Annotated in this window: 15 protein-coding genes, 4 tRNA genes and 1 pseudogene; 11 read left to right on the top strand and 9 right to left on the bottom strand. The window is 37.7% G+C overall.

The window, feature by feature from the left end:
- Positions 1-100: 100 nt before the first annotated feature.
- The 6 genes from C9J35_RS20160 to C9J35_RS20185 all read left to right on the top strand — a co-directional run bounded on the left by C9J35_RS20160 (position 101) and on the right by C9J35_RS20185 (position 2,584).
- Positions 101-175: transfer RNA gene (locus C9J35_RS20160), tRNA-Gln, on the top strand.
- Positions 176-181: 6 nt separating this feature from the next.
- Positions 182-256: transfer RNA gene (locus C9J35_RS20165), tRNA-Gly, on the top strand.
- Positions 257-264: 8 nt separating this feature from the next.
- Positions 265-338 (top strand) — tRNA-Cys (locus C9J35_RS20170).
- Positions 339-394: 56 nt separating this feature from the next.
- Positions 395-478, top strand: a tRNA-Leu gene (locus C9J35_RS20175).
- Positions 479-662: 184 nt separating this feature from the next.
- Positions 663-980 carry a MazG nucleotide pyrophosphohydrolase domain-containing protein gene (locus C9J35_RS20180; protein WP_054768608.1) on the top strand — a complete coding sequence of 106 codons (318 nt, stop codon included), beginning with the start codon at positions 663-665 and terminating at the stop codon, positions 978-980.
- A gap of 512 nt (positions 981-1,492) precedes the next feature.
- Positions 1,493-2,584, top strand: a complete 1,092-nt coding sequence (locus tag C9J35_RS20185; RefSeq protein WP_107926288.1) for an S-layer homology domain-containing protein — start codon at positions 1,493-1,495, stop codon at positions 2,582-2,584.
- Positions 2,585-2,620: 36 nt separating this feature from the next.
- Here C9J35_RS20185 and C9J35_RS20190 read toward each other — a convergent pair whose 3' ends face one another.
- Positions 2,621-3,370, bottom strand: coding sequence for an arylamine N-acetyltransferase family protein (locus tag C9J35_RS20190; protein ID WP_327324110.1), 750 nt, complete (start codon positions 3,368-3,370; stop codon positions 2,621-2,623).
- A 190-nt stretch (positions 3,371-3,560) separates the two neighbouring features.
- On the opposite strand from C9J35_RS20190, the gene nagB reads away from it, so the two are divergent.
- A complete protein-coding gene (gene nagB / locus C9J35_RS20195) occupies positions 3,561-4,274 on the top strand; it encodes a glucosamine-6-phosphate deaminase (RefSeq protein ID WP_107926330.1) in 714 nt (237 codons plus the stop codon).
- Between the two features lie 47 nt (positions 4,275-4,321).
- Here the strand turns inward: nagB and C9J35_RS24615 are convergent, their stop codons facing one another.
- From C9J35_RS24615 to C9J35_RS24625, 3 genes and pseudogenes are all read right to left on the bottom strand, one after another.
- Positions 4,322-4,552: an EamA family transporter gene (locus C9J35_RS24615; RefSeq protein ID WP_268807940.1), complete on the bottom strand. Its 231-nt coding sequence runs from the start codon at positions 4,550-4,552 to the stop codon at positions 4,322-4,324.
- Positions 4,525-4,755 (bottom strand): EamA family transporter, encoded by a 231-nt coding sequence (locus tag C9J35_RS24620; RefSeq protein ID WP_268807942.1) that lies wholly within the window; start codon positions 4,753-4,755, stop codon positions 4,525-4,527. The genes C9J35_RS24615 and C9J35_RS24620 overlap by 28 nt, the downstream gene beginning before the upstream one ends.
- 84 nt (positions 4,756-4,839) lie before the next feature.
- A pseudogene (locus C9J35_RS24625) lies at positions 4,840-5,192 on the bottom strand (DMT family transporter); the annotation flags it as partial.
- A gap of 186 nt (positions 5,193-5,378) precedes the next feature.
- Between C9J35_RS24625 and C9J35_RS20205 the strand changes: the two are divergent.
- Entirely contained in the window at positions 5,379-6,281 is a 903-nt protein-coding gene (locus C9J35_RS20205) for a S66 peptidase family protein (RefSeq protein WP_107926290.1), read from the top strand.
- 47 nt (positions 6,282-6,328) lie between these two features.
- On the opposite strand, the gene C9J35_RS20210 is transcribed toward C9J35_RS20205, so the two are convergent.
- From C9J35_RS20210 to C9J35_RS20220, 3 genes are all read right to left on the bottom strand, one after another.
- Positions 6,329-7,915, bottom strand: a complete 1,587-nt coding sequence (locus C9J35_RS20210; RefSeq protein ID WP_107926292.1) for a catalase — start codon at positions 7,913-7,915, stop codon at positions 6,329-6,331.
- A 512-nt stretch (positions 7,916-8,427) separates the two neighbouring features.
- On the bottom strand, positions 8,428-8,649 hold the full coding sequence (locus tag C9J35_RS20215) for a helix-turn-helix domain-containing protein (RefSeq protein ID WP_107926294.1): 222 nt from the start codon (positions 8,647-8,649) through the stop codon (positions 8,428-8,430).
- Positions 8,650-8,659: 10 nt separating this feature from the next.
- Positions 8,660-9,142, bottom strand: a complete 483-nt coding sequence (locus tag C9J35_RS20220) for a DUF2975 domain-containing protein (RefSeq protein ID WP_107926296.1) — start codon at positions 9,140-9,142, stop codon at positions 8,660-8,662.
- A gap of 478 nt (positions 9,143-9,620) precedes the next feature.
- On the opposite strand from C9J35_RS20220, the gene C9J35_RS20225 reads away from it, so the two are divergent.
- Positions 9,621-10,262 (top strand): hypothetical protein, encoded by a 642-nt coding sequence (locus C9J35_RS20225; protein ID WP_107926298.1) that lies wholly within the window; start codon positions 9,621-9,623, stop codon positions 10,260-10,262.
- A 172-nt stretch (positions 10,263-10,434) separates the two neighbouring features.
- Here the strand turns inward: C9J35_RS20225 and C9J35_RS20230 are convergent, their stop codons facing one another.
- Together C9J35_RS20230 and C9J35_RS20235 are read right to left on the bottom strand one after the other, a co-directional pair.
- Positions 10,435-10,944, bottom strand: coding sequence for a hypothetical protein (locus tag C9J35_RS20230; RefSeq protein WP_054768612.1), 510 nt, complete (start codon positions 10,942-10,944; stop codon positions 10,435-10,437).
- A gap of 15 nt (positions 10,945-10,959) precedes the next feature.
- Positions 10,960-11,649 carry a B3/B4 domain-containing protein gene (locus tag C9J35_RS20235; protein ID WP_107926300.1) on the bottom strand — a complete coding sequence of 230 codons (690 nt, stop codon included), beginning with the start codon at positions 11,647-11,649 and terminating at the stop codon, positions 10,960-10,962.
- A gap of 60 nt (positions 11,650-11,709) precedes the next feature.
- On the opposite strand from C9J35_RS20235, the gene queG reads away from it, so the two are divergent.
- The gene (queG, locus tag C9J35_RS20240) at positions 11,710-12,840 is read left to right on the top strand and encodes a tRNA epoxyqueuosine(34) reductase QueG (RefSeq protein ID WP_107926302.1); all 1,131 of its coding nucleotides are present in this window, start codon (positions 11,710-11,712) and stop codon (positions 12,838-12,840) included.
- 14 nt (positions 12,841-12,854) lie between these two features.
- The gene (gene trmL, locus C9J35_RS20245) at positions 12,855-13,328 is read left to right on the top strand and encodes a tRNA (uridine(34)/cytosine(34)/5-carboxymethylaminomethyluridine(34)-2'-O)-methyltransferase TrmL (RefSeq protein WP_054768613.1); all 474 of its coding nucleotides are present in this window, start codon (positions 12,855-12,857) and stop codon (positions 13,326-13,328) included.
- The last annotated feature ends 63 nt before the right edge of the window (positions 13,329-13,391 follow it).

Genomic DNA, 13,391 nt, shown 5'->3' on the forward strand with positions numbered 1-13,391 from the left:
AGATGTGTATAAGAGACAGGTGGTTAACGCACCTGATTGTGGTTCAGGCATTCGTGGGTTCGATTCCCATCAGTCGCCCCATTTTCATAAAATTATCTTTTGGGGTATAGCCAAGCGGTAAGGCAACGGATTTTGATTCCGTCACGCCCTGGTTCGAATCCAGGTACCCCAGCCATTTATTGCGGAAGTAGTTCAGTGGTAGAACACCACCTTGCCAAGGTGGGGGTCGCGAGTTCGAACCTCGTCTTCCGCTCCAATTTTTATGGCGGCATAGCCAAGTGGTAAGGCACAGGTCTGCAACACCTTTATCACCGGTTCAAATCCGGTTGCCGCCTCCATAATGTTTTTTAACAACAATCGGATTATCCGATTTTTTTTATCTCTAAGGTCTCATGCCGGTGTGGCGGAATTGGCAGACGCGCACGACTCAAAATCGTGTTCCTTTGGAGTGTCGGTTCGACCCCGACCACCGGTACCATTAAATGATTAATTACAAGACTTCAACGATTATGTTGAGGTCTTTTTTCTTTGTTCGTAGCATAGCAAAATTATTTATAAACTTGATCTGTACTTGATTGCAGGGAATACCATCCATATCAGGTAAGGCTATAAGCTTTATAGTATAATTTCATTTATACAACAAGGAAATGGGGCATAGGTTTATGGAATTAAATGATTTTCAATTGTGGATAAAAGATTACTATGAAACACGAGGGTGGTCAGACTTAAATATCTTTACACGGATCGGCTTTTTGGCCGAAGAAACGGGAGAAGTAGCACGTGCGATTCGAGCACTTGAAATAGGAAGAGACCGACCAGATGAAAAGGTAGGTTCCTATGAAGAGAATAAACAAGAATTAGTAGAGGAACTTGGCGATGTATTAGGAAATATCATTGTGATTGCCAATAAGTATGATATTTCACTTGAGGAAATTTTCAGTGCCCACCAAGAAAAATTACTAAAGCGCTACAAAGGATAAGATGAAATCTGCGTAGTTACCGTGAACTATATAATTGGAAAGGGACCAAATGATTATCCTCATGGAACTCATATTCTAATTGAAGATGATGCAAGATGCTATTTCAAAAGCTAAGGAACATGGTGCGATAATCGTCTGAGATAAAATGGAGTTTAATAATTTTTATCTGGCATATTTGGTTGATCCTACTGGACTTGGTCTAGGTTTAATACAAAAGAAATAATTAATAAAGTCATTGAATGTAAAATACAATGATGACCCCCTCTACAGCTTATAGTAGAGGGTTTTTTTTTGCTACAGACTAGATAGAAGAAAAAATCACGTATATTTCTCAGGCGTAAAAGGATAAGACAATGGGTATGGGTAAGTAATACAAATGGATAGGTGGATGTCATGAAATATCAAAGAATATAATAAACAACGTTATTGCTATGCTATTTTTGGAGATTATATCTAATTGTTGTTGATGGAGAATAGGATAAGAAGGATGAAAGAAAAATAGGGGGAATGACATGAATAAAATTACTAAGATTCTGTGTGTGGCTGTGCTTTCTGTATGGATATTACAAATTCAACCGGTTTATGCAGCCAGTTTTAAAGATGTAACATCCGAAAATGTGTTAGCAACTGAAATTGATTATTTAGTAGAAAGAGGCATTATCAAGGGGTATCCTAATGGCATGTTTAAACCAAATGACTATGTGACAAAGGCACAAGTAGCTGTAATGTTAACACGAGCGCTAGGATTGAAGACAACGAACGTAAAAAATCCGAAATATCTAGATGTACCAACAACACATATCTATTTTAAAGAAATAGCGGCTACGCAAAATGCTGGAATTTTCGATGCAACAAAGAAATTTAAACCAGATGGTACGCTTTCTAGAGGAGAAATGGCGATTGTTCTACAAAGGGCCTTTAAACTAAAAGGATCAAATTCGTATCAATTTACAGATGTTACAGAAAAGACAATAGGATATAAGGAAATTTTAGCAATTGCGAATAATAATATTACAAGGGGTTATCAGGATGGTTCATTTAAACCAAATTTACCGCTAACACGAGCACATTTTTCAGCATTTATGGCCCGAGCCTTAACACTTTCAAAAGTGAATCTTTTAAAGGATCCTGCGTATGTATACACGTATGCTTTTTATTCGCCTGATAAGGATATGAGGTATACATTAAATTATCAATATAGCCATAACGATAATAAAAATGACGTTTGGACGGTTACAAATAGGAGTACGCAAGAGCCATTTAATGATGAACTGCTTTATGGCGACGATACTGTATATGGACAAGCAATTGCTGCAGATTTTAGCACGCATTATGATTTATTTATAGAATTGCCGCTGCGAATTGGTGTAATTGTACATGAAGATGACGATGGTCCTGTAAATGGTAATCGAATTACAGTTAAAATGACGGATGGGACAGTTCGTGCAGGCGGAGTCAACTATAAAAACGTCGCTATATTAGAAGAGACATTTATATATAGTGATGTAGTGAAAACCTACTACTTTGTAGATGGTATCGGCTTAGTAAAGGAGCTGCATGACGAGGAAGTTATTTATGAGTTACTAAAGCGTTCGAAAAATTAATATGAATAAGGATGCATTTATTCGATGCATCCTTATTTAGAACAGTGAAATATGAAAATAACGATTCAGCGCTTGTAACCACTCTTTGTCGCTATGTGTTGTATAGGTTGTAAGGGATTGACCTTCATATATGCGAAATTCATTATTGAGCATAGTGTGTCGTCCACGTGGGGTACGAATCATCGCAATTTTATTGGTTTGTTTAGAAAGCCGTGGGGCAAATCTAGCATCGTTAGCATCATCCGTAAAGCAATAGAGTAAACGCCATTTATGTGGAGTTTGCTCATAGAGCATCCAGCCATATATTTCATCCCATTCAATTTTGTAAAGCTCATTGCCTTCACGATGCTGATGGCCAGCAATTAAAGGTACTGGCTTACAGGGAGCGAGTGCACCTACGCCAACATCTGAAATATAATGTAAACCTTCAAAAGTGACGAGAAGTAGCTGATGCATAGGGACTTCTTCAGGAGGTGTTCCGTCTTCGATATTACGCCAAAATTGCGCATAGCGGTTTGTAACAGTAAAACCGAGCTCACGTAGGAGCCAGCTAAATAAAATATTTAGCTCAAAACAATTACCTCCGCGTTTTTGAACAATCATTTTACGAAAAAGATCAGGGATAGCGAAGGAGATACTATGTTTCAACGCCACGTCTAAATTTTCATATGGAATTGTATGGAGATGGCAAGTTTGCAAGTGCCCCAAAAGCTTAATGGATGGCTCTAAAGGACCTTGAAATTTAATATGTTGTAAGTACTGTTGTATTTGTGAAATTATAAAAATCGCCTCACTTCCTTACTATTTAACATAACCGAATTGTTAAAAGAATACACGCATAAAGATTGATAAAGAAAATAATAGAAAAGTAATTAGATAACTTGTAAAATTAATATATTAGCTACTAATTAGTAAAATATTTTCCATTTTAGTTAATAATAATGATTGTAAGGAAGGTATATGGATGACAAGTACAATGAAGTGGATAGAAGTAAATTCATATGATGAAATGAGTGCAGTGGCAGCAAATATTTTCACGGAGCAACTGAAAGCAAAGCCTGCTAGTATTTTAGGTCTTGCTACAGGAGGTTCGCCAGTTGGGATGTATAAGGAATTAGTCAAACGCCAACAAGCGGGAGATATTACTTTTAAAGATGTGAAAACGTTTAATCTGGATGAATATGTCGGTCTAGATCAATCGAGTCCAGCAAGTTACTGGACATTTATGCACGAGAACTTATTTAATCATGTAGATATGAAGGAAGAAAATATTCAATTACCAAATGGCAAAGTGGACGATCTAGCGGCTGAGTGTGTTGCATACGATGACCGTATAGCAGAAGCTGGTGGAATTGACTTGCAACTACTAGGAATTGGTGTTAACGGACATATTGGCTTTAATGAGCCTGGCACATCGTTTACATCATTAACGAATATTGTGGAGTTAACTGAATCTACACGAACTGAAAATGCTATTTATTTTGATGATCCAGCAGACGTACCGACGCAAGCCATTACAATGGGCATTCAATCGATTATGAATGCTAAAGCAATTGTATTAATCGCGTTTGGTGAGAAAAAACTAGAGGCAATTGAAAAGTTAAAAAGTGGTGTTGTGACGGAAGATTTTCCAGCTAGCCAATTGTTGAATCACCCCAATGTAACTATTATTTACGGTGGTACAAAATAAGAAAAAAAGCGTAGACTCCATTTTTTGAAGTCTACGTTTATTATTTTCTACCACTTAATATAAACACCAGCGACGACGGCAAGCCCACCTATAAACTGAAATCCATGTAGCTTTTCGCCGAGAAAGATTACAGCAAAAATTGACGCAAATACAGGGATAAAATTTCGGTAAATGCTTGCTTTGTTAGCACCAAGTTGGATGACACCGCTATTCCAACTAGAAAGGCTATAATGGATGCGAAAACGCCAACCTATAAAATCGCTGCAATCGTTGACCATTGCCAGTGAATGGAGCTCGTCAATGTCATAGATTCATATATATAGAATGGTAGCAGCATAACAGCTCCTATAAAGATTGTTACAAGAAAAGTAGATTGCCCTGGTAAGCGTCCTGCATAGTGCTTTACAAGGAGTGAATAAATGCTCCAACAGAACACGGCAACTACAACAATTATGTCACCTTTATTGAATGTAAAATCCACCAAGCTTGCAACAGAGCCCCCAGAAATGATGAAAAACACACCACTAAGTGATAAGGTCGCTCCGAGAATTTGAAACCTAGATAGTTTTTCCTTTAAAAAAATAAAAGATAGCATATAAATCATAATGGGGGTTGATGAATTCATGAGCGATGATTTATGGAAGTCGTGTAATGTAGCCCAATATAGACGAGCGTATTAAATGCTGCGACCCCTGTTAATGCTAACAGGAGTACAATTGGCCATTGAGCCTTTAGTATATGCCATTCGCGTTTTAAGTTGCCTAAAGCAATTGGAAAAAAGATGATAAAGGCAACACACCAGCGTAAGAAGGCAAGGGTAAGTCGTGGAATATCATCGCTTACTGCACGACCAATAACGAAATTACCACCCCATAATAATGTCGCGAGTAGTAATAGTGCGTATGGTGGTATTTTCATGATAATAAATCTTCCTTAATTTACTCAGTAATATTCATCTTATATGGAACGTGCATTGGGCAAATGCAAAAAATCCAAATTGAATAGTCAGAATCCAACATCAGTTATAGTCAATAATACTAGGAATAATCAATGATGCAAAGTTATACATATGCTAGAATAAAGAAAAGTATAGGAGGGGTTATTGTGAAAAATACAGTACCACGTTTGGTCAAAGGTGATACAGTGGGTCTTGTAGCATTATCTAGCCTTGTTGAGCCAGAAAAGCTTGGGGAAGCATTAGCCTTTCTTGACGAATTGGACCTACGTTATAAAATAGGCGATACAATTAATGCTAAGCATGACTATTTAGCTGGTAGTGATGAGGAGCGGCTTGCAGATTTTCATGCAATGGTGAAGGACCCTGAGGTGAAGGCTATTTTTTGTGTAAAGGGTGGTTATGGCTCTGCTCGTATTGCAGGAAAGATAGATTATGATCTACTTGCAGAAAATCCAAAAATTTTCTGGGGCTTCTCAGATCTTACATATTTGCATGGTGCGATTCATGAATTTGCAGATTTAGTAACCTTCCATGGACCGATGCTAATGGCTGCAAGTAAAATGGATGATATATCGAAGAAAATGTTTTTACAGCTCTTTACACCGATGGAAGTTCAATATACGGAAATGCTATCGCCTCTAACGGCGATTGCCCCAGGTGTTGCACGCGGTCAAATTGTAGGGGGGAATTTACGTCGACTTGTAAGTACTCTTGGTACGAAGTTTGAAGTTCGTACAGAGAGTAAAATTTTATTGATAGAGGATATAGCCGAGTCAATCCCACGTATTGATTCCATGCTGCAACAATTAAAGCAAGCCCGCAAACTCGAACAGTTGGCTGGGGTTATTATTGGTTCCTTTACGCAAACTGGGGCAGATGAAGCGGCGCTTTTAACGTTAATGACAGAGTATTTTGCAGAACTAGGTGTCCCAGTAGTAGCTGGCTTTAAAATCGGACATGAAACAACAAACATTGCCATACCTTTAGGGGTAGATGCCATTTTAGATGCACAGGAAAAAGTCTTAAGAATTTTACCAGGTGTGCATTAAATAAAAGAAGAAGCGTTCTGCAAGTTTGAAAATGCAGAACGCTTTTTTTAATACGGCTCAGCATCATGCCCTTTGTTAACGGCATCGTTAGGGGCATCGTCACCGTCGATATTGCCAAGAGGTCGAGCAGTTGAAGTGTCTTTTTGTGCCTTTTGCAGTCCTTCTTTTAAAAGACGACCATATTCTTCATCCGCTTCTTGTGCAAGGGCAATCATTGCTTCTTGAATAGAAATTTTGCAGCTCGATAAATCACGAATAAGATTTCCTAAAAGTTCGTCTCGCTCCCATTGCTCGAAATTACGATATGTTTCCCCCGCTTGTTTCGTGTTATTTTGACGATCAATCGATTCGCGTACGAGATGACCTTCCACAAGAGGTGTATATTCTTTAGCTGATTGTGATGCTTCCTTTAAGCCATTTAACATGGAAGGCTCATAGTTAATATGTGGATTTTGGCCTGGTGCTAAATCGCGCTTATACAGCATTTGTCCACCATTTTGATTCGTTGCAACACGTTTCTTTGGTGCATTAATGGGAAGCTGTAAATAATTTGCTCCGACTCGATGACGCTGTGTGTCAGAGTAAGAGAAAGTTCGTCCCTGCAACATTTTATCATCAGAGAAATCTAGACCATCCACTAGGACACCTGTACCGAAAGTTGCCTGTTCAACCTCTGCAAAATAGTCTTCTGGGTTTTTATTTAATACCATCTTGCCTACGGGGTACCACGGGAATTTGTCGTTTGGCCAAAGCTTTGTATCGTCTAGAGGATCAAAATCAAGCTCAGGATGTGGCCCATCCTCCATAATTTGAACATTTAACTCCCATTCAGGATAATCACCACGTTCAATTGCATCGTATAAGTCTTGGGTTGCATGGTTGAAATTTTTCATTTGAATTTCTTCGGCTTCTTTTTGTGTTAAATTTTTGATGCCTTGTAATGGCTCCCAATGATACTTTACTAATACTGCTTTGCCATCACTATTCACCCATTTATACGTATTAACGCCGGAGCCTTGCATCATTCGATAATTAGCTGGAATGCCCCAAGGTGAGTAAACAAAGGTCACCATATGAAAGGATTCTGGTGAACTCGCACAGAAATCAAAAAAGCGTTCAACATCTTGAATATTTGTTATCGGATCGGGCTTGAAAGCATGAATCATGTCTGGGAATTTCATAGCATCGCGAATAAAGAAAATCTTTAAATTATTGCCGACTAAATCCCAGTTACCATCCTCTGTATAAAACTTTACGGCAAAGCCTCGCGGATCACGAAGGGTTTCAGGTGAATGCCCACCATGAATAACTGTTGAAAAGCGAACGAAAACAGGTGTTTGTTTCCCCTTGTTTTGAAAAACCTTAGCCCTTGTATACTTAGAAATAGGATTATTGCCGACTCCACCATATGTTTCAAAGTAGCCATGTGCACCAGCACCACGCGCATGAACAACACGCTCTGGAATACGTTCGCGATCAAAATGACTTATTTTCTCTAAGAAATCATAATTCTCAAGTGTTGCTGGTCCGCGATTCCCTACTGTTCGTAGATTTTGATTGTTGGTAATTGGGTGGCCTTGTCGATTAGTCAATGTATCATCATTTTCAAATTGCGAATTATTTTGCTTTGTCATTGTATTACCCCTTTCTTTGGTATACAGCCATTCTGTCCGTGATAGGGGCAAACTAGACATAAAAAAACTCTCTTACACACATAGTGCAAGAGAGTTTTGGATGGCGTTTTCGAATTAGTCATATGATAACAGATTATTTATGCCTTTGCCGATAGTTGGTTATGGGTCATCGGTCATAGAGTAACAGGTCACATGTCATTGGTTTATTCAAGTTGTCTACGTAAAAGTAGTCCTCGAAAACAGCACATCCATCTAGTAATGGAGTCTCATCGACCCCATAAATCTATTGTATACAGTTTTAAGTGATATGAAAAGCCTTGATTTACCAAATTTTGTGAATTAAAGAGCATTCATTTCCAACTGTAACATTTATTTTAGCAGTCAAAATAAATTGAAAATGAAAATAAATTATAAATTTTGCAGTTCGGCTATTTTTTCAAAGGTTGTTGCTAATTTAAACATTTGAGTTTGTTGAATTATCATGACCCCAAAAGATCAAGTCTTAAGCTTAATCAATCCGTATGTTCTTCTTCATTTTTGTACTCTAAAATATCCCCAGGTTGGCATTCTAAAGCCTTACAAATAGCCTCTAATGTTGAAAGCCTAATTGCTTTGGCCTTTCCATTTTTTAATATAGAAAGGTTAGCCAATGTTATGCCAATCTTCTCCGAAAGTTCTGTTACGCTCATTTTCCTTTTCGCCAGCATCACATCAATATTGATTATAATTGCCATATTTTTCACCTCAGACCGTTAAATCATTTTCCGATTTTATATCGATGGCATTTTTCAATAGCTTTTGAAGAACAGCAGCAAAAACTGTAATCACAATTGAAGCAAAAATCATGACCATGCCAATTAGTATGATACCTGGTGCGTCATCCATCTCCGCAATGAGATAGAAGAGAGGCATACCTAACACATACAAGATACTGATTGTGATTGCACAGTATTTTATATTTTTTAAAGCTCTTACAGATAAATCTGAGAAAGCTATATTCTTGTCAATATAGCTTAAAAGTTTAAATGCTTGATACAGAGCAAAGTAAAAAGGGATTGCTGTTGCATACAAATCGATAAAAACGAGATATTTTAAATATGCCATATCTGGATACAATTGTGCTGCAAAATTCGCTATCTTAGGCACCAAAAATATACACAAAGCTAGTACGGGGATTCCCATAAGAATAACAGCTAATTTTAAAAAGAGTGTTGATACTCGTTTCATAAAAAGCACCTCACTTATTTGTTGTCACTTTGAATTTAACACGTTGTTTATCGTTTTACAATAAATTCTTATTAATTTTAATCATGTTTTTATTGTTACAATTATTAGACTAATATTTCTTTAGTAATAGTAGTTTAAAAAGAAAACATGAGTTATACATACAAAAATAACGGTTAAGTAAAGTCGGGGAAACTCGACTTTTTAAGTGTATTTAAGTATTTTTTTCGACAAAATTCGGGCTTTTAAAAGACGTTCATAATACCCGTCTTAGGTAGTTCACTAGGTAATACAAATTTTTTATAGCACCTGCAATGTCGAAAAATAGGGAATAATAACTGTAGCAATAAACACCTTTATTTGTCAGAATTGTAATTGAGGTGATGAAATGTTAAAATAGTAGTCGTTTGTATTATAATTGTATTTTGCTAAAGTAAAAAACGTACATTTTTAATGGTATGCATTCGGAGGGAATAAAGAAATGAAGAAAGCTTTATTATTAATACTAGCTGTGATGCTAGTTGGGTGTTCCGGAGCGGGAACAGAGAAGAACAAAGAAGAAGATGTAAAAAAAGAAGAGAGCGTAAAGGAAGAGAAGGTCGTTCCAGTAAAATATGAAGAGGTTGATGCTGAATCAAAAGCTACAGTAGAAAAGTTTGTTAAAAAATACAATGTCAGAGTTGATGTCTATAAACAGGATACAGAAGAACCAATAGAATTAGAGAAGATTCCAGAACCAATTACTAATGACTTGAATAAAGAGGAAGGTATATTGTCACAAATTTTATTGGAAACTGATTTTAAAAAACATGAGGGTCATTATAAAGTAGTCGCTAAATATAATGAGGATAAAAAATTAATTGGATATAAGATTTCTGTAGAAGCAAGTCCAATAAATGAAGTAAGTGAAGAGGGCGATGAATGGGAAGAAGGATTATTATCTGCTATGTCAATTATTGATGCAATAGGATTGAATTTAGATAAAAATGAAGAAGAACTTGGTAAAGCTTTAGATGAAGAGAAAGACACTCATACATATACTGATTCTAACTATAATGTCACTTTCCATATTGCTGATATGGATTTAGGGGAATTTGAAGTTAACTATGATTTAATACAGTAAAAAAAAAGTATCTCTAAAGTTGTCTAGTTCAACGACAAATAGGAATAGTACTTCTTTAAGGAGAGCTATAAATAAAAAGATTGAAGCAAATAGCTTCAATCTTTTTTATTAACTATAAAACTGGTATTTATATTTCCAATTTAGGATAGGTTTGGCGCTTCACCGTCCCACCTTAGAAATAGCGAGAATCGTCAAAGTTAAGTTCAATGCTATAATTTTTGGCATTAATTAAATTGGAAAGCTTGTGTGCATCTTTTTCGAGCTTTAGGGCACGTTCCCGGTATTCATCGGGCTCATACATGGCAATTTCATAGAGCATTGTACTTTCACCATAGCCCATGCGTACACTTTCCTTCTCATGTGTACTAAAGTGTTTGCAAAGCTCTGCTTCTGCTCGAAGCTGTGTTGCAAGTTCAATTGCCTCGACTAGTGCTATTTGTTGACCTTTAAAGTCTACTGTGTTTTTGATATTGGCCTCATATACAAGGCGATCTAAAGTACGTACATCCAGACGTATTTGTGCTAGCTCAGATTCAATAACGGTCATAGCACGATTGCTCGTTTTTGGTGCTTGTCCCTTTTCAACAGTTACAAAGGCACTTCGATGTAATTCACTCGTAAGTTCCTGAGTTTTTTTTGTTAAAATGCTTTTCAGTTTAACAGCTTCTGCAAGATTTATCATGAAAACACGTCCTTTTTATAGTGTAGTAGCTGGTGCAACATTTGTTAATAGAGTTGTAGAATAGTCGCCACCATGTATTTGGTTGAACATTTTACCGGCGGAGGAGAGAAGTGCTTCGGATTGACTGTCTGAAAGCGATGGACGCAAATAGAAAATTTGTAAGGCATCTGTCGTTGACTCTGAGACGACTGTTCGTTTAGAGTCGACGAATGGTGAACCGAATGCGCCGTCCTCGTCACGACTATAGAGGATATTATTTAACGAGTTAAAGCGGCCATTCAAGCCTTCATATCCTATTTCTTCATCGCCAAGTGCGATTTCAATATTTCCTTTAAGATAAGCTACATCATATAGGCCGATTGGAATTTCATATTGCAAAGAGAAGAAATTATTTAAATCAACACCAGATTGCAATGGTGTTAAATAATTTTGCTTACAGATACGACGCATTAAGCTTTCTGCCGCGTGGCGATAACGGTTTGGATCAGCACCAAAATTTTTCCAAAGTTGTCGCCATTCTGCAATACCTGCTCGTTGTGTAACAGGAGTCTCTTGCATTTCTAAATACAGATTTTCCTGATACAATTGCATTCGTCCCTTAATCATTTGGGGCGATTGTGCTACGACAATTTTGGTATAATGAATAATGCCGATTTTTAGCTCAGGATATCGTGTATTGAGAGTTGGATTGAGTGACACTTTCATAAAATTATCACCTACTTTAACTATTTCTATTATTGTATCATGTAAGGAGTTGGAAATAAAATGAACATACATGACCTACAGCGTGAATTTGTGGCGTATGCAATGTCCATTGGCGTTGATAAAATTGGCTTTACAACGGCAGCTCCATTTACAGAATTAAAAAATCGTCTGCGTCGCCAGCAAGAGCTTGGCTATCAATCAGGCTTTGAAGAAAGCGATATAGAAAAACGTACTGAGCCATTTCAACTACTAGCAGGAGCAGAGAGCATAGTTGCCATAGCAGTAGCGTATCCATCACGTATGCAGGATGCACCTGTTGGAAAAAAGGGCTCAAGACGTGGGATTTTTTGTAGAGCTTCTTGGGGTGTCGATTATCATACAGCGTTAAGAGAGCGTTTAAAACTATTATCAGCATGGCTTGAAGCACGAGTAGAGGGTGTGCGTATTGAATCAATGGTTGATACGGGTGCACTGGTAGACAGGGCAGTAGCCGAGCGTGCGGGGATTGGCTGGAGCGGGAAAAATTGCTCTATTATTACGCCGGAGTTTGGTTCCTATGTGTATCTTGGAGAGCTCATTACCAATGTTCCATTTGCACCAGATAGAGCGATGGAAGATGAATGTGGGGATTGCCGTTTATGCTTGGATGTTTGCCCAACAGGCGCGTTAGTAGAGGGAGGGCAGCTTGATTCACAGCGTTGTATTGCCTTTCTAACGCAGACAAAGGGAACCTTGCCCGATGAATTTCGTGCCCATATTGGAAATCGACTGTATGGCTGTGATACATGCCAAACTGTATGTCCAAAAAACAAAGGAAAGATTAACTGGATTCACGAAGAGTTTAAGCCGGACCCAGAAATCGCAAAGCCGTTACTTGTACCACTTTTGACCATTTCTAACCGTGAATTTAAAGAAAAATTTGGACATGTTTCAGGCTCTTGGCGTGGTAAAAAGCCTATTCAACGCAATGCTATTTTAGCATTAGCACATTTTAAAGAAGCAGCAGCAGTGCCAGATTTAGTGTCTCTTCTAGAAAAAGATAATCGCCCTGTTATCCGAGGAACGGCGGCATGGGCATTAGGGAAAATTGGCGGGGAGCAGGCAGAAAAGGCATTGCTCGTGGCAAAAGACAAAGAACTAGACGGGGAAGTACTCGTTGAAATTAATAAAGGTTTACAATTTTTTAGCTAAGGAAGTGTACCGTTATGCCATTGCATATCGTTTTATATCAACCAGAAATTCCAGCAAATACAGGTAATATTGCACGTACCTGTGCTGGTACGAATACCTCTTTACATTTAATTCGTCCTCTTGGCTTCTCAACGGATGATAAAATGCTCAAGCGTGCTGGATTAGATTACTGGCATAGTGTCAATGTTGTGTATCATGATTCCCTCGAGGATTTTATCGAGTTTTCGAAAAACGGTGATGTGTATTTAATTGAAACATATAGTGAAGAGCCATTTACAACACATGATTTTAGTAATCAGCAACGTGATATATACTTTATGTTTGGCAAAGAAACGACAGGGTTGCCGAAGGATTTTGCATATGAACGTCGTAATATGTGTTTGCGGATTCCTCAAAGTGAACATGTACGCTCACTGAATTTATCGAATACAGCTGCGATTGTTATTTATGAAGCTTTGAGACAGCAAGGTTACCCAGGGTTACATTAAAAAAGGCAGTTCTCCACATGTGAGAACTGCTTTTTTTGTTGAAATATGAAAGTGACGGATAGC

The organism is Lysinibacillus parviboronicapiens (assembly GCF_003049575.1).
GTDB classification, from domain to species: domain Bacteria; phylum Bacillota; class Bacilli; order Bacillales_A; family Planococcaceae; genus Lysinibacillus; species Lysinibacillus parviboronicapiens.